The following is a 20,181-nucleotide window of genomic DNA, read 5'->3' on the forward strand; positions in this document are numbered from 1 at the left end:
CCATAAGTAACGGAGCGGATACTGACCATGATTAACCCGAAGAAAATAGAAGAAGTCGCTAAGCAGTTAAGCGAGAATCTTCCTGGCGGATTAAAGCAATTTGCCGGCGAATTTGAAGAACGCAGTAAGCAAATTTTGCAAAACCAGCTACAAAAGCTAGACGTTGTATCTCGTGAAGAGTTCGAAGTGCAGCAGCACGTTCTAATCAAGACCCGCGAGAAGCTTGAAGCACTACAGGCACAAGTTGACGCCCTAGAAGCTAAATTAAACGCAGCTGACTAATTAGCGTTTTCTGCTGCGAACCAAAATCGTCCAATAAAAAAGAGCCCTTAAAAGGTGCTCTTTTTTATTGGCTACTTTTCATTAATGAGTGAATTAAGTTTAATTTACACTTCATGCTAGTGCTCTAGTATAGCCCAGCGCTGGCAGGTAACCTTGCCTAAACCATCTGTTTGTTAATCACCGACGGGTAGCTATTCACATACTGTTTTGAGGCCTGCTTTGAACACATATTCCTTTCCACCTCATCACACAAAAAGAGCTTTGCTTGCTGCGTGGTGCCTATTGCTAACCATTCCCGCCATCATTTACCTTGGCTCAATAACCCTATTTCCGACTATCGCCTTAGACGCAAATCTGGCTCAGGCGCTATATTGGCTAACGAGCACAGGCACCGCCCCTTATGGCATCGCAACGGGAATAATTATTTTAATGTTCTGCTACCGCCGGTTAACCAAGCCACAGTTTATGCAGCTAGTGCTCGCCGTTTCTATCAGCATGGCTGCAACCCTCAGCCTCAATCACTTTCTCAAACCTTACTTTGCCGAGCCACGCCCTAACGCCATGCTGTTAGAGCAGGAATACCTGCTTAACACCCAAGAGTTCTACCAACATAACAAGGCTGATAAGCGTGAGCTGATCGGCAGTGCCATTAACCAGTTAGAGGTCGCCAGACCCGATTTAAGCTTAAGCCCACAGCTCAAACGCCACTGGCAACACGAAGTGGGCTACGCCTTTCCCTCTGGTCACACTCTCTTTGCCGTTACCTTGGCATTAGCGGTAAGTTTCTATCTTCTGCTGGCAGGCCAAGTCATGATGCCACTCATGCTTCTTGGTTGGGCGATTACCATGGGCTTTAGCCGCATGTTGCTCGGTATGCATTGGCCGCAAGATGTATTGGCGTCTACAGCAATTGGTGGCAGCATCGCCTTTAGCAGCATCTACCTGACCCAAGCACTGTGGCCTACCATCGATAACCAGTTTATCTCTCGCCTTAAAACAGTCTGAGAAGTCGATAAATTAGACCCTACTCCTGAGTGGGGTTTATTAAGCGCCTCACTTGCGCTTGATATCAATTGCGGTATTCTGCCTGCAAAGAAACCGATATCTTAAAGAGAAGCATGGCTGAACTGCAATTAGACAAAATCGATCTGCATATCCTCAAATTGATGCAGCAACATGGAAAACTGTCCAACCAAGAGCTTGCCGAAAAAGTGGGGTTATCTCCCTCTCCCTGTTCTAGACGAGTAAAGTCATTGGAAGAGGCAGGCTATATTGCAGGTTATGCCACCCTGCTCAGCGCCGAGCATTTCGATCTTGCACTTACAGCCTATATCCAAGTCAGGTTAGAGAAACACGCTACCGATATTCTGGATGCATTCGAGGATAAGGTCAGCAGCTACGATGAAGTACAGGAGTGCTGCCTACTCACTGGTAGTGACGCCGATTACCAACTCAAGGTGCTAGTCAGAGACATGAAACACTTCAAGGTCTTCCTTCTCGATAAGCTGACCACCAACGATCACATCGCAGGTGTACGTTCCAGCTTCGTACTGAAACAAGTTAAAAGCCAAACCAGTATTCCACTGCCGATCTAGCAAGATTCAAACTTCATTCTGCAGTCAAGTTACTCTTAGCGGCATAACATGCCGCTCGTGCCTACCAACTAAGTCATAGCGTCTATAATCTGTGCATTCGGTCGCATTTTTGGCTTTTATCGCTAAATGATTTTATTGCGCATAGCCATTGATAAAAACCAGCCAACGCAACAAAGCATCACAACTAACACCAAAAACGACAAAACAACTCAAAATACACTTAAAATTACAAATAAAACTTCAGCAAAGGATATTTGCGCGCAAGTTTAAGGCGTTGACCTATCATTTTAAAGCACTAATATGCGCGCTCTTAATTGACAAAGCAGTACAGAAAGAGAGCTCAAATGAGTACAGTAAAACAGGGGCACTTCAGCTCTAGAATTGGCTTTATTATGGCGGCAGCGGGTTCAGCTGTCGGCGTCGGTAATATTTGGGGATTCCCCACTCAAGCAGCCACTCACGGCGGCGGTGCCTTTCTGCTGGTTTACCTGTTTCTGATCTTAGTACTCGGTTACCCAATGCTACTGGCGGAGCTTATGATTGGTCGCCACGGCCAAACAAATCCAGCCGATGCCATGGCCAAGATTGCCGCTAAACCACTTGCGAAGAAGATAGGTAAGGCGATCGGCTTTATCTCCATCGTTACCGCAACCTTAATCTGTACGTTTTACAGTATTTTATCAGGTTGGTTTGTCAGCTTTGCCATCGCCCCCGTTGCCGAATTAACCGGCCAAACCGGTGTCGCATCTTGGTTGATGGATTTCTCGTTATCGCGCAACCTTGTGTTCACCCTTATTTTCATCGCCATGGTGATATTGGTGATCCGTCAAGGCGTGCAGAAGGGGATCGAGCGTTGGTCAAAGCGTTTAATGCCGATGTTACTCGTGATCTTAGTGGCTGGTGTGGCATATATCTTGACTCAGCCGGGAGCGATGCAGGGACTAGAAGTATTGTTAGTGCCTGACTTTTCGCGGGTATTCGAAGCAGATGTATTGATTGGTGCCTTAGGACAAACCTTCTTCTCTTTAACCATTGGTACCGCAGCCATGATGGTTTACGGCGCCTATTTGAGCCAGAAGGAAGACTTGAGCAAGCTAACAGCCTACGTCACCTTGACCGATACCAGTGTGGCATTTTTAGCCGCGCTTATGGTGCTACCGGCCATGTATGTCGCGCAGCACAACGGCGTGCATATTTTTGCCGAAGATGGCAGTCTATTAAACTCTGACACCTTAGTGTTCACCGTACTGCCCGCACTATTCGATACCATCGGCGGCATCAGCCAATACCTGTTGGCCATCACTTTCTTCATCTTGATGACCATTGCAGGCTTAACCTCAGCTATCTCGATTGTTGAAGTGCCCACCAGCTACCTAGTGGAAAAGACCAACCTGAGTCGTGACAAAGCAACCCTGCTCGTGGGTAGCGTCATTGCAGCCTTGTCGATGCTGGTTGTGTTTAACTTCGAGACGCTATTTGGCCTGATGATCACCATGACCACCGAGCGCGCTCAACCCCTTATCGCGTTAGGGATCGCTATCTATTTAGGTTGGATCTGGAATCGCAACCAACTTATCAGTGCTATTGCCGCACAAGATAACGTTAATACAGACAGCCTATTTTGGAAGCTATGGCCTTGGTATGTGAAATATGTCTGCCCAGTGCTGATTATCATGATTATTGTGCAGCTAATTAGCTAACACGACTCTTTTCTCAGGGGCGACTATTTCGCCCCTTTTTCACCCTTCAAACTCTCTTTACAACACTCTTAACAGCAGTCTCAACAACGCTGCTCACAATAGCTCCCACAACTGTTATCACTATCGTTTCCATCACAAACAGTGAGACGAGTCACACCTACCTGTGACCCTTTGTCGCACCTTGATACAAATTGGTTTATCGCAACCGTAAAGCTCTGTAAAACAGCCTAAAAATAAATAACGATAAGCGATACCATGATGAACAAAAAAAGCATATTGACCATTCCTGTGGTCACTCTGGGGCTGATCTCTGCCCCAACTTTTGCCGAAACCAGTCAAAAAGATGAAAAATCAGAGCCAGTGGAACGCATCATTGTCACTGGCGAACTGATGAAAGATCCAACTAAGACCTATACCGATCCAAAAAAACCAAGACTGCCCTTGCCAGCCTATGATGGCGCAGGATTTCTTAAGACCATCCCCGGTTTCAGTATCGGCCGAAAAGGCGGCGCAGGTGGTGACCCAAGCCTGCGTGGCCTAGGTGGCTCACGTTTAAGCATTGTCGACGATGGCCAGCATGTTTACGGTACTTGCGGTGGCCGCATGGATCCACCCACAGCCTATATCTACCCAGAAGCCTATGACAACATCACGGTCATCAAAGGACCACAAACCGTTAAATATGGCCCTGTGGGCAGTGCCGGTACCGTGTTGTTCGAAAAAGATCGCCACAATTTCGATGAGCCAGGTGTGGATGGCCGCGCCAGCATGACCGCGGGTAGCTTTGGCCGCACCGATTACTTAGTCGAACTAAAAGCTGGTGACGAAAAGCATTACTTCGATATGGATGTTAACCAATCAAAAAGCGATCATTATAAAGATGGTGACGGTAACAAGGTGCAGTCGAGCTATGACCGCTCCAACTATAACTTTGCGCTGGGCTGGACGCCCTCAGAGCAGACCGTACTTGAGCTAGCCTATGGCAGTTCATCAGGGGAAGCTGAGTACGCCGACCGCGCCAATAAAGCCCGCGAGATCGCCAATGAAAACCTCACCTTCCTGCTGCAACATGAGTTTGATAGTGAGTGGCTAAATAACATCGAACTACAAGCCTACACCAACGAAAACGACCATATCATGGATCAATTCGACCAAGGCATAAACTCAGGAACTAACGTCAGACGCGGCACCTATGGTGGTCACCTATGGGCTGACTTTACCTTAGCCACAGACTGGACCTTAACAGCAGGTGTTGACCACATGGATAGCACACACGAAGGTCGCAGTATCAACCCTGCCGTCGATAATGGTTTAGACGACCTACTCAACAAGCCATTTAAAGACAACATGCGTTATCAGGCGACAGGCCTATTCTTAGAGTCCACCTACAACCTTTCAAGCGGTAAGTTACTTGCCGGTGCCCGCTATGACCATTGGAACACTGAACTCATGGTCGGTCAGAAAGGCGAGCGCAGTGACGATCTATTTAGCGGTTACGGTCGCTACGAACTCACCTCTGGTAACAGCCAATACTATGCTGGCGTTGGCCATGCCCAGCGTATGCCTGACTACTGGGAGATCATGAAGTCAGACATCAACAACCCGAGTCAAAAAGCATTCGATTTAGCACCAGAAAAAACTACCCAACTAGATATTGGTTGGATCTACGAAGCCGATGTCGCCATCTCGACCTCTCTGTATTACGGTGAGATCCGCGACTATATCTTGATTGACGTTAACCAAGGACCTGCGGCTACAGCCTATAACATCGATGCCACCGTCTATGGCGGTGAGATCGCGGCAACGATCCCGTTAACTGAACATTTCTCAAGTCAGACCAGCGTCAGCTACAGCCATGGTGAGAATGACACGGCGGGAACACCATTAGGCCAAATTCCACCGCTTGAAGGACGTATCACCCTAGACTATCAGTACAACCAGTGGACCGCAGGCCTACTATGGCGCTTAGTTGCCGCTCAAGATAGAGTCGCGATTGGCGAAGGTAACATCTCAGGCCAAGACTTAGGTGAAAGCAGCGGCTTCGGCACCCTCGCCTTCAACGCTAGCTGGAAACACAATGAAGCACTACTAGTCAGCTTCGGTGTAGAAAACCTATTCGATATCACCTATGCCGAGCACATTAGCCGCTCAGGTGCAGGCAACGATATTCCGGGTAGCTCACCTATGTTCCAAGTTAACGAGCCTGGCCGTACCGCTTGGGTTAAAGTCGATTACACTTTCTAAGCCATAAACCATTTGCCCCATAAAAAAGCCGCTCAATGAGCGGCTTTTTATTAGCAAGTATGGCTAAGCCAATACTTCCTCTAATGCTTTAAGGCACAAGGCCACATTTTCACGGCGTGCACCAAAGCCCATCAAGCCGATACGCCAAGCTTTGCCCGCGAGTGCGCCAAGACCCGCACCAATCTCTAGATTATAGTTTTCCAACAACTGTTTTCTGATCTTAGCGTCATCGATCCCCTCTGGAATATAAACTGCGTTCAACTGAGGTAAACGACACGCTTCAGCTACCACAAATTTAAGCCCTAACCGCTGCAAACCATGACGCAGAACTTGGTGCATATCCGCATGGCGCTGCCAAGCAAGCTCCAGCCCTTCGGCTGCTAATAAACGCAGCGACTCATGTAGAGCATAGAGGGCATTTACCGGAGCAGTATGATGGTAGCTACGCTTGCCATCGCTAGAAGCATCCCAATAACCCATGACTAAGGTTTGATCGAGGAACCAGCTTTGTACCGGCGTCTTGCGCGCCTTTAGCTTGGCAACCGCTGCAGGAGAGAAGGAAACAGGAGATAAACCTGGCACACAAGATAAGCACTTCTGGCTACCGGAATAGATTGCATCTATGCCCCACTCGTCCACCCTTAACTCGACGCCGCCTAAAGAGGTCACCGCATCGACTATCGATAAGCAGTCATATTGCTTAGCCAGAGCACACAAAGCCTTAGCATCTGACAGCGCTCCGGTGGAGGTCTCGGCGTGGACAAACGCGAGGAACTTAGCATCTGGATTGGCCGCCAACGCACTGGCAACCGCATCGGTATCGACCGCTTCTCCCCACTCGTTATCAACGATCACGGCAACGCCGCCAACACGCTCAACGTTTTGGCGCATCCGCTCACCAAACACGCCGTTGCGACACACAATCACCTTCTCACCGGGCTCAACGAGATTCACAAAGCAGGTTTCCATACCAGCACTGCCTGGAGCAGAGACCGCCATGGTCATCTCATTCTTAGTCTGAAATGCGTATTGGATTAGCGCCTTAAGCTCATCCATCATTTCGACAAATAGCGGATCTAAATGGCCGATGGTTGGCTTAGCTTGCGCTGCAAGCACTTCAGGGTATACATCAGAGGGACCTGGACCCATAAGGATCCGGCGTGGTGGGCAAAAAGGCTCAATAAAGGGTGCGGGTAACATGATATTTCCTCTAAAACTGGTCGCTTGGTATTAGGTTTTAATTCGACTGCCGCCATACTGCTATAACGAAAAATAGCATCAAGCCCCTACGTATTAGTCAGTCTGTGGTGAAATATTATTATTGTTATTCTATCTATGGGTTAAGTTAGCCTAACAGTATAAAAAACCAACTTCAGGCCATACTACAAAAAAAGCTCTGGGACTATCAACCAGATAGCTGATAAATCTTGTATCGACTCTCGATTCCAAGCAACACGGCCGCCATAAAAAAGGCAGCATCGAAAATCTCTGCTGCCTACTCTTCTTGTTAGTTCAATTTTACCTACCGACTAAGGTTACCTAAAAACAGCTGATAAGCAGGGCTATCGGTCTCCTCTTGATAGACAAACCCCAGCTCAGTTAAGAACTGCTTAAAGGCTAGATTATCGCCTTCTGGCACTTCGAATCCTGCCAGCACTCGACCATAAGCCGCGCCGTGATTGCGGTAATGGAACAGACTGATATTCCACTTACTCTGCAAGGTGGTTAAAAACTTAAACAGTGCACCAGGATGCTCTGGAAACTCAAAGCTAAACAAACGCTCCTCTATCGGCTCAGGCGGCTGACCACCAACCATATAGCGCACATGCAGTTTAGCAGTCTCATCATTAGACAGGTCTTGTACCCCAAAGCCTTCCGACTCCAGCTTGGCAATAATCTCATCGAGCTCGATTTGCCCCTGTGTGAGTCGAATTCCCGCAAACACCACGGCTTTATCGCGGCTACTAAAACGATAGTTAAACTCGGTCATCGCACGCTTCTCTAACAGCTCACAGAAACGCAGAAATACACCTGGGCGCTCCGGTACTTTTACCGCCAAAATCGCTTCTTTCTGCTCTCCGAGCTCACAGCGCTCAGACACATACCGCAGGCTATGGAAGTTGACATTAGCCCCACTCAAGATAGCAGCAACCTTCTGGCCTTTACCGCTACTGCCGATATACTTTTTTAAGCCTGCCAGCGATAGTGCGCCCGACGGTTCGGCAATCGCCCGCGTATCTTCGAAGATATCTTTCACCGCCGCGCAGATCTCATCTGAGCTCACTGTGATGACATCATCAACATATTCGCGGGCCAGCCTAAACGGCTCGGCGCCAATCTGCTTAACCGCCACACCATCGGCAAACAAGCCAACTTGCGGCAGAACCACGCGCTCATCGGCCTCAAGCGCAGCCTTTAAACAGGCGGAATCCTCCGGCTCGACGCCGATAATCTTCACCTGGGGCATCACCGCCTTATAATAAGCCGCCACCCCCGCAATCAGGCCTCCGCCGCCAACGGGCACGAAGACCACTTCAAGATCACGCTGCTGTTGCAGCATCTCTTGAGCCACCGTACCTTGCCCGGCAATCACAGCTTCATCGTCGAAAGGGGCAACATAGACTCGCCCCTCATCGCGCGCCAGACTCTGCGCGTGGGCATTGGCCTGATCGAAGGCTTGACCATGGAGCACCACCTCGCCGCCTAAGCGCCTAACCGCATCCACCTTAATGTCGGGCGTTGTTTCTGGCATCACGATAACCGCACTGATACCGCGGGCCGAGGCTGACATAGCAACGCCTTGGGCGTGATTTCCCGCCGAGGCGCAAACCACGCCACACTCACACTCTTCGACACTTAGCTCGGCAATCTTATTGTAAGCGCCGCGCAGCTTAAATGAGTGCACAGGCTGCAGATCTTCACGCTTTAAAAACACCTGACAGCCCAAGCGCCCCGACAGTTTATTCAGGCTCGATAACGGTGTGACTTTAGCCACATCATAAACTGACGACAGCAAGGTTTTCTGCAGATAATAATGGGCCAAATCCAGTTGTGATTGTGATGCTAGAGCCAACATAAACTACCTCTTAATCCCGTTAAATCGCTTAAACTAGCTTGCTAGTATCACGTACCGCGCCTTTATCGGCACTGGTTGCTAATAGCGCGTAGGCTTTAAGCGCCATCGATACTTGTCTTACGCGACCTAGTGGCTTCCACGCATCTTTACCTAACGCTTCCATCGCTGTACGACGAGCCGCTAACTCAAGATCACTGATCGCCAGCTTGATGGAACGTGCAGGGATATCAATTTCGATGCGATCGCCCGTTTGCACCAGACCAATGGTGCCACCCGCTGCCGCTTCTGGCGAAATATGACCAATAGACAAGCCAGATGTCCCCCCCGAGAAACGACCATCTGTGATCAGTGCGCATTGCGTGCCTAAACCACGGGACTTCAAGTAGCTGGTTGGATAGAGCATCTCTTGCATGCCTGGGCCACCTTTCGGGCCTTCGTAACGAATAACCACCACGTCACCTGCAACCACTTCACCACCTAAAATGCCCGCGACAGCGTCATCTTGGCTTTCATAAACACGAGCACTGCCGATAAAGGTATGGTTTGCTTCATCCACGCCAGCAGTCTTAACGATACAACCATCGAGGGCGACATTGCCCGATAGCACAGCAAGACCGCCCTCTTGACTAAAGGCGAACTCACGACTGCGAATACAACCCTGTTTACGATCGTTGTCGACACTGTCCCAGCGGCAATCTTGGCTAAAGGCCTTAGTCGTAGGAATACCTGCAGGTCCCGCAGAGAAGAACTTATGCACCGAGGCGTCATCACTCTGCACGATATCGAATCTTGCTAGTACATCGGCGAGGTTGCTGCCGGCAACATGGTACACATCATTATGAAGTAAGTTAGCGCGGTCTAGCTCACCCAAAATCCCCATCACGCCACCCGCGCGGTGAACGTCTTCCATATGATATTTAGGGGTGGAAGGCGCCACCTTACAAAGGTGCGGTACAAGACGTGATAGACGGTCGATATCATCCATGGTGAAATCGACTTCGGCCTCTTGAGCTGCGGCAAGCAGATGCAGCACGGTATTACTCGAGCCACCCATGGCGATATCCAGCGTTATGGCATTTTCAAAGGCTTTAAAGTTCGCGATGTTGCGCGGCAGTGCTGACTCGTCATCCTGTTGGTAATAGCGAGTAGTTAAGTCCATGATGCGGCGACCCGCCTCAAGGAAGAGTTCGCGGCGATCGGCGTGGGTAGCCAGCATAGATCCGTTACCCGGCAGCGATAGGCCTAGCGCCTCGGTTAAACAGTTCATCGAGTTAGCGGTGAACATGCCCGAACATGAGCCACAAGTTGGACAGGCGCTACGCTCAATCTGTTCGCTATCGGCGTCGGATACGCGCTCATCGGCGCCTGCCACCATGGCATCGACTAAGTCCAACTTAATCAGCTTGTCTGAAAGCTTAGTTTTACCCGCCTCCATCGGCCCACCCGAGACAAAGATGACTGGGATATTGAGTCGCAAAGATGCCATCAACATGCCGGGAGTGATTTTGTCGCAGTTAGAAATACACACTAATGCATCGGCGCAGTGGGCATTGACCATATACTCTACGCTATCGGCAATAAGCTCGCGCGATGGTAGGCTGTAGAGCATACCGCCGTGGCCCATGGCGATACCGTCGTCTACTGCTATGGTATTAAATTCTTTAGCAATGCCACCAGCCTCTTCGATAGCACCAGCAACCAAGGAGCCCATATCTTTGAGGTGCACATGACCTGGCACAAATTGGGTGAAAGAGTTGGCGATAGCAATGATCGGCTTACCGAAGTCGTTATCTTTCACACCCGTTGCACGCCAAAGCGCACGCGCTCCCGCCATGTTACGGCCTTCGGTACTGGTTGCTGAACGTAGTTTTGGCATTGCTTTCATCCTTTGTTTTATAAAGAAGGCTCTAGGTTCTAGGTTCTAGGTTCTAGGTTCTAGGTTCTAGGTTCTAGGTTCTAGGTTCTAGGTTCTAGGTTCTAGGTTCTAGGTTCTAGGTTCTAGGTTCTAGGTTCTAGGTTCTAGCATCAAACTAGCCCCCCTAGCCTTCAATTTTCTAATTTTTAATCTGAGATATCGTTCTCAGCTTTGATGTTTCGTCTTAATCTGTTCCGTCTTAGCTCGTGATTTGCCTAGGAACTTTCTTAGCTTTTCCTAGAATCGAGAACCTGCCGTTAGCTTTCCAACGTCTCCAACCATCCCCACTTATCTTGGGTTTCGCCACTAAATAGGCCGAAGAAACTCTGCTGAATTTCTTTGGTGATCTCGCCGCGCTTGCCACTGCCGATCTCGATACGATCGACACTGCGTACCGGCACGATCTCGGCTGCGGTACCCGTCATAAAGATCTCATCGGCAAGATAGAGGAATTCACGTGACATCGGCTCTTCAACTACCTGATAACCTTTGTCTCGAGCAAGGGTAATAATCGTGTCTCGAGTCAGCCCCATCAGAATAGCGGCTGTTGCCGGAGGTGTGTAGATCTTGTTCTTTTTAATCACAAAAATATTGGCACCAGCGGCTTCACTGACTAAACCGTTAGTATCTAAGGCGATGCCCTCATCGAAGCCATTGCGCTTGGCTTCGGTGGAGATCTGTAGCGAAGAGAGGTAATTGCCCCCCGCTTTGGCTCCTGTTGGAATGGTATTCGGCGCGAGGCGATTCCAAGAGGTCACAGCCACGTCAACCCCTGCATCCATGCTCGTTTCACCTAAATAGGCTCCCCATGGAAATGCCGCGACTAACAGGTCACATTGCGCATCTTGTGGTGGCGTGATCCCCATCCCCACATCGCCATAAAAGGCCAAGGGGCGGATATAGGCACTCTTTAAGCTATTGGCTAATGTGGCATCACGACACGCCTGCATCACATCATCGAAGCTATACGGGATAGGCATACGGTAAATTTTGGCTGAATCAAACAGGCGCTGAACGTGCTCGGTTAAACGAAACCCCGCCGGGCCTCGGTGGGTGTCATAAACACGGATGCCTTCAAAAACGGACGTGCCATAGTGCAGCGCGTGAGACATGACATGAACCTTAGCATCACCCCAAGGCATCATTGCACCATTGAACCAAATTAACTCTGCTGTTTTAGCGGCCATATTCTCACCCTTTCTGTTGTACTAATTCTGCTGTGGGACTGCTGAGTAATAGTTGGCAGTCGATCACATCGATAAGCTTATTGATTTGATTGGTTAGCAAGCCGATTTCGCGCTCGCTCTGCACCAGCATGTCGATGCTAGTGCTGTTATTACTGTTGAGCTGCATGCTCAAGTTAGCGATCTTAAAACCACGATGACGAACAACGCGTAGCACTCGCTCTAGCACTTCAGGTCTTTGCTGCACGTTTAACGCTAATGAGTAATTGTTCATATCCTTGCTCTCCATCTCGTTTTATCGCTATTGCTCTAATGTTGTTTCTTAAACACGCAGGTGGGTGTGGTTAAGTTTGCTTGTCCATCTCTTCCATCATCTCTTGGTTCGATGCCCCTGGTGGTACGAGCGGCCAGACGTTATGGGCATCGTCAATCGATACATGTAGTAAAAACGGTCCTTCGCTATTGAGCAGCTCATCTAGGCCGGCCTCGACATCACAAGCCTTATAGATATTGCGTCCTGGGATATCGAACGCCGATGCCATCTTGACAAAATCTGGGTTGTCAGAAAGATCGGTTTCACTATAACGCTCTTCAAAAAACAGCTGTTGCCACTGCTTCACCATGCCCAGCTTTTGATTATCGATAAGCAGAATTTTAACCGGCAGACGCCTACGCTTAATGGTGGTCAGCTCCTGAACATTCATCATGAAAGAGCCATCGCCTGACACAGCCACAACTGTGGCATCTGGGCGTGCGACTTTAGCGCCAATTGCCGCCGGCAGACCGAACCCCATGGTGCCAAGCCCTGCGCTTGATAGATGATCTTCGGGGCGATTAAAAAACATATGTTGAGCAACCCACATCTGATGCTGGCCCACATCACAGGCCACAACGCTGTCTTGGGGCAGCTTATGAGCGAGACGATTTAACATAGCGGGGGCATAAATTAGCTCACCGGGACGGTCATAACGCCACTGATGCTGCTGTTTCATCTGGGCGACCTTGGCTTGCCATGGGGCAAATTGTTCACCTAAATTTTGATGTAAGGCCGGCAAGATCTGACGCAGATCGCCAGCGATAGCCACCTCAGGCAGGCGTAATTTACCTAACTCGGCAGCATCGATATCCAGATGAATCACCTTGGCATTCTCGGCAAAGCTAGTTAAGCGTCCAGTGACTCTATCGTCAAAACGTGCACCAACCACAATAAGCAGATCGCACTCTTGCACAGCTAAATTAGCCGCTTTTGAGCCGTGCATGCCTAGCATACCCAAGTAGCCTGGCGTATCGGGGGCGATAGAGCCTAACCCCTTGAGAGTGGCAACCGATGGAATACCTGAGACCTTGATGAAGTCACGTAACTGGTCAACGGCACTTGCCATGCCCACACCACCACCAACGTAGAGCATAGGCTGCTGAGATTGGCTAATAAGCTCGCGAGCAGCGTTTATCTGCTTGGGTGTATGCTCTGGCTCTGGCGTTACCGCTTGTAGTGGCGTCTTGTATTCGAGCATAGCGATCTGAACATCTTTAGGGATATCGACCAAAACAGGGCCAGGACGACCCGAGGCGGCGATCTCAAAGGCTTTGTAGAGCGTAGGAACAAGCTCATCGACATGGGTCACCATAAAACTGTGCTTAGTGCATGAGAGTGACATGCCCAAAACATCGATCTCTTGAAAGGCATCGGTACCGATAACGGCTGTAGAAACTTGGCCTGTAATCGCAACCACGGGCACAGAATCGAGCAGCGCATCGGCCAGTGATGTCACCAAATTTGTAGCGCCGGGGCCTGAGGTGGCAAAACACACTCCAGTTTGACCACTGGCTCTGGCATAACCGACTGCAGCAAATGCGGCGCCCTGCTCATGACGGCTTAGCAGGTGCTCTACTGAACTGCCATAGATCGCATCGTAGATAGGCATTATCGCACCGCCTGGGTAGCCAAATACGGTTGTCACGCCATGGGCAGCAATCGCTTTGATGACGGCGTCTGCACCTCGTATCATCTGCCCTGGTTCCATCTGCCCCTGCTCCATCTGCCCTTGTTCCATAAATCAGCGCTCCACTACAATTAACTTATTTCATAAGGACTTAGATTAGATTTCCACTATCTCTAGGCCCTTAAACGAAAAAACCCCCGTTCCTTTCGGAGCGGGGGTTTTTGCAATCTTAAACCTAGGTTAGGTGTGTCGATTCAATATGCGCAGCCCCCGCTGTGATTTAATAATCACGACGGTAATAATCACAATAATGAGCTGGGCAGCTTGGTTGAACATATTCGACTTGGTTCCTAATCAGATTCTTTGCTTAAATTCGGTATCGCCTAAAACACGACCATTAACAAGTACCACAAAGCCTATAAAAAACACAATAAAAACTTTCTAACATCAAAATTTATCATCTAGTCTATGCGGTTTAGGCCGTGACCAGTAGCAAAAATGTATGATGCTCTGCCTGACTTTATTACTGCTATTAAGGTGTTAATCCTTAATGGTTTATCGAAAGTGCTTTTTCTAAAAACGTGACTGTCTCAAATTTCAATTTATTTAGCCTAAGGCTTAAACAAAACCCTGTCTAAGCCCGGCTAACATAGATGTAAAAACTAAATTACTTCTCTTCTACGATGCGCTTCATTTCTGTCATATAACCACGTAGTTCGGCACCAATCTCTTCCACTGCTGTGCCGCGAATAGCCGCATTCACTTCGATTAAACGGACATTATCGACGCCATTACTCGCATCCTGTAAGCCACCGCCTAGGTACTCGGCAGACATGTTTGCTACATAGTCTTTCAGTAATGGCAGCGCTGCATGGTTAAACAGGTAACAGCCATACTCAGCGGTGTCTGAAATCACCACGTTCATCTCGTATAAGCGCTTACGTGCAATGGTGTTGGCAATAAGCGGCGTCTCGTGCAGAGACTCGTAGTAAGCCGACTCTTCGATGATGCCCGCGGCAACCATAGTATCGAAAGCAAGCTCTACACCCGCCTTAATCATAGCTACTAGGAAGATGCCCTTATCGAAGTAAGTTTGCTCATCGATATGCTCTTCGCAACCTGGCGCATTTTCAAAACCAGTGTCATTGGTTTCGCTGCGCCACTTGAGTAGGTTTGCATCGTCGTTAGCCCAGTCTTGCATCATGGTCTTAGAGAACTCGCCACCAATAATGTCATCCATATGCTTTTCGAACAGTGGCTTAAGGATAACCTTCAACTCTTCGGCCATATCAAACGCCTTGATCTTGGCTGGATTGGATAGGCGATCCATCATATGGGTGATACCGCCATGCTTAAGCGCTTCGGTCGTTGTCTCCCAGCCTTGCTGAATAAGCTTGGCCGCGTAGCCAGGTTCAATCCCATCGGCAACCATCTTCTCATAACCTAGGATGGCACCCGTTTGCAGCATGCCACAAAGGATGGTTTGCTCACCCATTAGATCTGACTTCACTTCGGCAATGAAAGAGGAATGCAGTACGCCGGCGCGATCGCCACCTGTGGCACTTGCATAAGCCTTAGCGATATCGAAACCTTCACCCTTAGGATCATTTTCTGGGTGAACTGCAATCAGTGTTGGTACACCGAAGCCACGCTTATACTCTTCACGGACTTCAGTACCCGGACACTTAGGTGCCACCATAATTACCGTAATATCAGGACGAACCTGCATGCCCTCTTCTACGATGTTGAAACCATGAGAGTAAGACAGAGTTGCACCTTGCTTCATTAACGGCATCACCGTGTTAACGGCATTGGTATGCTGCTTGTCAGGCGTTAGGTTTAGCACCAAATCTGCATCAGGGATCAGCTCTTCGATAGTGCCAACACGGAAACCATTTCCGGTTGCTTTCTGGTAAGAATCACGCTTTTCGCTAATCGCCTGTTCACGCAGTGCAAAAGAGATATTTAGACCCGAGTCACGCATATTCAAGCCTTGGTTAAGACCCTGAGCGCCACAGCCAAGAATGACGATGTTCCAGCCCTTGATGAAGTTACAGCCTTCGCTAAACTCACTACGATCCATGAAGCGGCATTGAGCCAGCTGTTGCAATTGTTGACGCAAATTCAGAGAGTTAAAATAGTTAGCCATCTGATATACCACCTTGATTCTGGACAGTTAAACGGGCTGACTCTTGGCCGAGTCACGCTGTGATTGAAATCACTATAGCGCAAGCTTTCTATTGCTTAAAATGATATATTCGAAACGTCACGTTGCATTTTTTGCGATATAAACTCAATAAGTCACGGCGACACGGAGAATGCGACTTGGATATTCGAACCATAAAACTCTACCTGCATTTGGCAGACAGTTTGCATTTTGCGAGAACCGCCCAGGCGATGCATGTCAGTCCCTCCACCTTGAGCCGAGCCATGCAGAGGCTAGAAGAGGAGGTAGGTGCCCAGCTGTTTCAACGTGACAACCGCAGCGTGAGCCTTACCAGCGCAGGGGTCGAGTACCGCCACTTTGCCGAGTCAACACTAGAGCAGTGGGGCAAGCTGAAAACCAAGATCGATCCCAAGCAGGACTTTCTCCGGGGAAGGCTAAATCTATATTGCTCGGTAACCGCAGCCTATAGTCATCTTCCAGGACTATTGGATCGCTTTAGACGTGAGCATCCGCTGGTTGAAATCGCCCTCACCACAGGGGACGCCGCCAATGCAGTCAATGAGGTGCGCAACAATCGCGCCGATATCGCCATCGCCGCGCTACCGGATCCGTTTCCCGACAACCTGCATTTCGCCAAAATCGATGACGTACCGCTGTCTATCATCGCGCCAACATTCAGATGTCAGGTGCAAGAGCTACTGACTGAGTCATATATTCCTTGGGATAGATTGCCCTTTATCGTGCCAGAGCACGGGCCCGGTCGAAAACGAATCGATAACTGGTTTAAGTCTTTGGGGTTGATCCCCAATATTTATGCTCAAGTTTCGGGACAAGAGGCGATCGCCTCTATGGTGGCGCTGGGCTGCGGTGTGAGTATTACCCCAGAAGTAGTGATCAACAACAGCCCGGTACGAGACCGAATTCAACTGCTGACCTCGCCTATCGAGATCCCGCCCTTTGAATTAGGCTGTTGCTGTAAAAGCAAACGAAGACAAGAACCCGTTATCGAAGCTTTTCTGCAGGCGATTTAATTAATCTTTGAAGCTCGCGTTTATACGATCGATATCCAGTTATATCGAACTAGGCTGGGTTCTTTTCTTTAAAAGCGATAAACCACGAAGCGCTCACTCCTCTGTGGTCCATTTTTATCTTTTGAAATCTGTTGTGGCTAGTCTTTTCGATTGTCACGCACGCCATCGATAATCAGGTTGCGTAGCCAGCTATGACTCGGATCCAGATTAAAGTGCTTATGCCAGACTAACACATAGGCTCCGGGCTCCACATGTACAGGCACATCGAGGCAGACCAAATCATAGTTAACCATCATCTGCTGGATATATTTTCGCGGCGCACACAGGATCAGATCACTGTTTTCACACAAGTCCATCGCGCAATTAAAGTCGGTCATATTGACCGCGATATCGCGCTGTAGGTGCTCTAAACGCAGTACGTCATCAAGCAGCCACTGCTCCAAACCACCAAAGGCCACCTGCAGATGACGATACTTTAGAAAAGTCTCTAAGTTCCATGGCTCCTTCAGCGCGGGGTGATCGCTTCTTAGAAGACACACAGGGTAATCACGAATAAGCTCTGTCGCACCAAGCTCTTCCGGTAAGTTGTTCATATGCAGTAAGGAGCGCTTATCCCACTCTCGACAGATGATGCCCATATCGATTTCACAGCGTAGTAGCATATCCATGCTGGTGTGTGACCAAGTGTGGCCGTTAATGCTCACCTGAGGCGCAGCTTTTAACAGCTTAGGCATAAAATGTGGGTAAGTGAGCGAGTAGGCCGTTTCGACAATATGCATGCGAAAACGACGCTGACTCTCGGCAGGATCAAAGGTACTAGGACGGGTAAATTGATCGAGCTTTTGCAGTACCTCTCGTAGCTCAGGAGCTAACTGCAAGGCTCTAGGCGTGGCTTTCAATCCATAGGCCGTACGCTCGAACAGTTGGTCATCGAAGGTTTCTCTCAATTTGCTCAGCTGCTTACTCACCGCCGACTGACTCAAGTGCAACCTCGACGCAGCCGCCGTCACACTCTGCTCTTCGAGCAGCACTTCTAACACTCTGAGTAAATTGAAATCCAACTGTTTCACAATCAACCTTCTAGGGATAGCGTACGTTATGCTCCTTATAATAAAGGCTTTGCGGACTAACGCTATTGATATTAACGTCATTATTTTGAGAAAAAGCAGTAGCGGTTCAACGGGGAAATGAACTAGCAAGCTGAATAACATCAAAGCACAAAACTACACTTATCCAGTTTAAATAGAGCACACAGGATAAGCGCAGCTTTAGATTGCTAAAAAATAATACTACATATTGAAGTTTCTGATGGTCGTCGACAGGTCGCCAGTACTGCTTTCAACCTCCTGGTTTAGAGTATTGGTCACGGTGATCAAATCATAAGATTCTGACACCTTACAGTTGACCATCTGCACATTGGTGTTAACCTCGTTACAGACATACACTTGCTCTTCGATGGCTACTGCAATCTGCTGATTACGCTCTACGATACCTTCAATCAGCTCCTCGAGTTCATTGATCTTACTCAGTGATGTATTGATGATGTCGACGGTTTTACTCGATTTGTCATTACCCACCTCAAGCGATTTAACCGCCACCTGACTATTACTCTGGATCTGTTCAATCGCGGTCTGGATCTCTGTAGTCGCGACCTGAGTGCGCTGGGCTAAGGTACGCACTTCATCAGATACCACCGCAAAACCGCGCCCAGAATCCCCGGCCCTGGCCGCTTCAATCGCCGCGTTAAGCGCGAGTAAGTTGGTTTGCTCTGCAATACCGTTGATCACATCGATCACCGAGCTAATCTGCTGGGTCTGCTTATCGAGCGATACGACTGTACTGGATATTGAGGCCAGTTCATCGACGAGTTCTAGCATCGACTTATTGACCTGATTAATACACTCCAAGTTATCCGACATTGTCGTTTGAGTCTGCATGGTCGCTTCGGCCGTGCCCTGAGCATTTTGGGAGATCTCAGTCGATGCCGCCTGCATCTCATTGACGGCGGTGGCCACCATTTCGATCTCTGTTTTTTGGGTGTTGAGGTGCTCGGTGACTTTATGATTATTCTCGGTGGCTAGCTTGGCGTTATCTAGGGTCTTGTCACAGGCCTCCATCACCGAGATATTAACGCGACCAATCAATGCCTTGACGTGTTGCTTACGCATCTTCATCGCCAGCTCGATCTCAGACAAATCATTCACCTTCCCGGTGTAGATCAACTCCATCAAGGGGTTATTAAAGTCTTTACGCGCCTCTTTAGCCAATCGCTCCAAAGGGCGTGTTAACAGGTAACTCGCCAAGGTTGCCAGTAGGAAAAAACAGGCCATCGCAATGGCGGTATTTTGGCTAAACATAGCAACTGCGTATGAGATAAGCGCCGCGATACCGTAACAAAACGCGCTGCGCTGCCAGAGTCTGGTTCTCAGCCCTATGCTCAATTGAAAGGGCTTTTTATCGTTTGATAGCTGTTTATAGATAGCTTCGGCTCGAGTGACGTGAATACGATCTGGCTTAAAACGAACAGATTGCAACTCGATGATTTCACCATTACTTTTTATCGGAGAGGCAAACGCATCAACCCAGTAATACCCTCCCCCTTTACGACGGTTCTTCACCATGCCCATCCAATGATTACCGGATTGCAGATGCCCCCACAGATCCTTAAAGGCTGCCTTTGGCATATCGGGATGTCTAACCACATTATGGGGCAGGCCGATGAGTTCGCCATCTGCAAAGCCGGCCACTTCAGAGAAATGTGGACTGGCGTATTTGATATGGCTAGAAGGAGAGGTAATCGAGATTAAATTGTAATTGGCGGGATACTGGTACTCTTCGTCCATAATATAATCCTTTACGTAATGGCGTATAAAAACTTACCGTTCAGTGTAGACTCAATATTCACACTCCATAAAAATAATGACTGAATTTTTTTCAGCTACTCTAAAGAACCAACGGCCGATAAAGCACTAACATGCTCATTTAACAGGTATAACTTTTGCCTAAACAGCCCAATAAACTCTGCTAATCTATCTGACTATAAC

15 protein-coding genes are annotated in these 20,181 nt (G+C 48.8%); 6 read left to right on the forward strand and 9 right to left on the reverse strand.

From position 1 onward, the window contains the following. Window positions 1-27 precede the first annotated feature (27 nt). The 5 genes from L1D44_RS10885 to L1D44_RS10905 all read left to right on the forward strand — a co-directional run bounded on the left by L1D44_RS10885 (window position 28) and on the right by L1D44_RS10905 (window position 5,821). Window positions 28-282 carry an accessory factor UbiK family protein gene (locus tag L1D44_RS10885; RefSeq protein ID WP_239890553.1) on the forward strand — a complete coding sequence of 85 codons (255 nt, stop codon included), beginning with the start codon at window positions 28-30 and terminating at the stop codon, window positions 280-282. Window positions 283-564: 282 nt separating this feature from the next. After that, window positions 565-1,287, forward strand: coding sequence for a phosphatase PAP2 family protein (locus L1D44_RS10890; RefSeq protein WP_239890555.1), 723 nt, complete (start codon window positions 565-567; stop codon window positions 1,285-1,287). Window positions 1,288-1,400: 113 nt separating this feature from the next. Continuing rightward, window positions 1,401-1,877 carry an Lrp/AsnC family transcriptional regulator gene (locus L1D44_RS10895; protein WP_239890557.1) on the forward strand — a complete coding sequence of 159 codons (477 nt, stop codon included), beginning with the start codon at window positions 1,401-1,403 and terminating at the stop codon, window positions 1,875-1,877. 344 nt (window positions 1,878-2,221) lie between these two features. Beyond that, window positions 2,222-3,577: a sodium-dependent transporter gene (locus L1D44_RS10900; protein ID WP_239890558.1), complete on the forward strand. Its 1,356-nt coding sequence runs from the start codon at window positions 2,222-2,224 to the stop codon at window positions 3,575-3,577. Between the two features lie 255 nt (window positions 3,578-3,832). Then, complete coding sequence (locus tag L1D44_RS10905) at window positions 3,833-5,821, forward strand: TonB-dependent copper receptor (protein ID WP_239890560.1); 1,989 nt, start codon at window positions 3,833-3,835, stop codon at window positions 5,819-5,821. 63 nt (window positions 5,822-5,884) lie between these two features. Here the strand turns inward: L1D44_RS10905 and L1D44_RS10910 are convergent, their stop codons facing one another. The 7 genes from L1D44_RS10910 to ilvC all read right to left on the reverse strand — a co-directional run bounded on the left by L1D44_RS10910 (window position 5,885) and on the right by ilvC (window position 16,088). Then, window positions 5,885-7,021, reverse strand: a complete 1,137-nt coding sequence (locus tag L1D44_RS10910; RefSeq protein ID WP_239890562.1) for an alanine--glyoxylate aminotransferase family protein — start codon at window positions 7,019-7,021, stop codon at window positions 5,885-5,887. A gap of 322 nt (window positions 7,022-7,343) precedes the next feature. Continuing rightward, window positions 7,344-8,897 (reverse strand): threonine ammonia-lyase, biosynthetic, encoded by a 1,554-nt coding sequence (gene ilvA, locus L1D44_RS10915; protein ID WP_239890564.1) that lies wholly within the window; start codon window positions 8,895-8,897, stop codon window positions 7,344-7,346. Between the two features lie 28 nt (window positions 8,898-8,925). Beyond that, a complete protein-coding gene (ilvD, locus tag L1D44_RS10920; protein ID WP_239890566.1) occupies window positions 8,926-10,773 on the reverse strand; it encodes a dihydroxy-acid dehydratase in 1,848 nt (615 codons plus the stop codon). Between the two features lie 296 nt (window positions 10,774-11,069). Continuing rightward, a complete protein-coding gene (locus L1D44_RS10925) occupies window positions 11,070-11,999 on the reverse strand; it encodes a branched-chain amino acid transaminase (protein WP_239890568.1) in 930 nt (309 codons plus the stop codon). 4 nt (window positions 12,000-12,003) lie between these two features. Then, window positions 12,004-12,270 (reverse strand): acetolactate synthase 2 small subunit, encoded by a 267-nt coding sequence (ilvM, locus tag L1D44_RS10930; protein ID WP_220768291.1) that lies wholly within the window; start codon window positions 12,268-12,270, stop codon window positions 12,004-12,006. A 70-nt stretch (window positions 12,271-12,340) separates the two neighbouring features. Continuing rightward, entirely contained in the window at window positions 12,341-14,020 is a 1,680-nt protein-coding gene (ilvG, locus tag L1D44_RS10935; protein WP_239890667.1) for an acetolactate synthase 2 catalytic subunit, read from the reverse strand. A 586-nt stretch (window positions 14,021-14,606) separates the two neighbouring features. Then, window positions 14,607-16,088: a ketol-acid reductoisomerase gene (ilvC, locus tag L1D44_RS10940; protein WP_220768290.1), complete on the reverse strand. Its 1,482-nt coding sequence runs from the start codon at window positions 16,086-16,088 to the stop codon at window positions 14,607-14,609. A 176-nt stretch (window positions 16,089-16,264) separates the two neighbouring features. Between ilvC and ilvY the strand changes: the two genes are divergently transcribed. After that, complete coding sequence (ilvY, locus tag L1D44_RS10945; protein ID WP_239890570.1) at window positions 16,265-17,137, forward strand: HTH-type transcriptional activator IlvY; 873 nt, start codon at window positions 16,265-16,267, stop codon at window positions 17,135-17,137. 137 nt (window positions 17,138-17,274) lie between these two features. Here the strand turns inward: ilvY and L1D44_RS10950 are convergent, their stop codons facing one another. Together L1D44_RS10950 and L1D44_RS10955 are read right to left on the reverse strand one after the other, a co-directional pair. Continuing rightward, entirely contained in the window at window positions 17,275-18,210 is a 936-nt protein-coding gene (locus tag L1D44_RS10950; protein WP_239890668.1) for a LysR family transcriptional regulator, read from the reverse strand. 216 nt (window positions 18,211-18,426) lie between these two features. After that, entirely contained in the window at window positions 18,427-19,980 is a 1,554-nt protein-coding gene (locus tag L1D44_RS10955) for a PAS domain-containing methyl-accepting chemotaxis protein (protein WP_239890572.1), read from the reverse strand. Between the last annotated feature and the right edge of the window lie 201 nt (window positions 19,981-20,181).

Origin of the sequence: Shewanella sp. Isolate13 (assembly GCF_022398325.1) — a bacterium.
Taxonomy (GTDB): domain Bacteria; phylum Pseudomonadota; class Gammaproteobacteria; order Enterobacterales; family Shewanellaceae; genus Shewanella.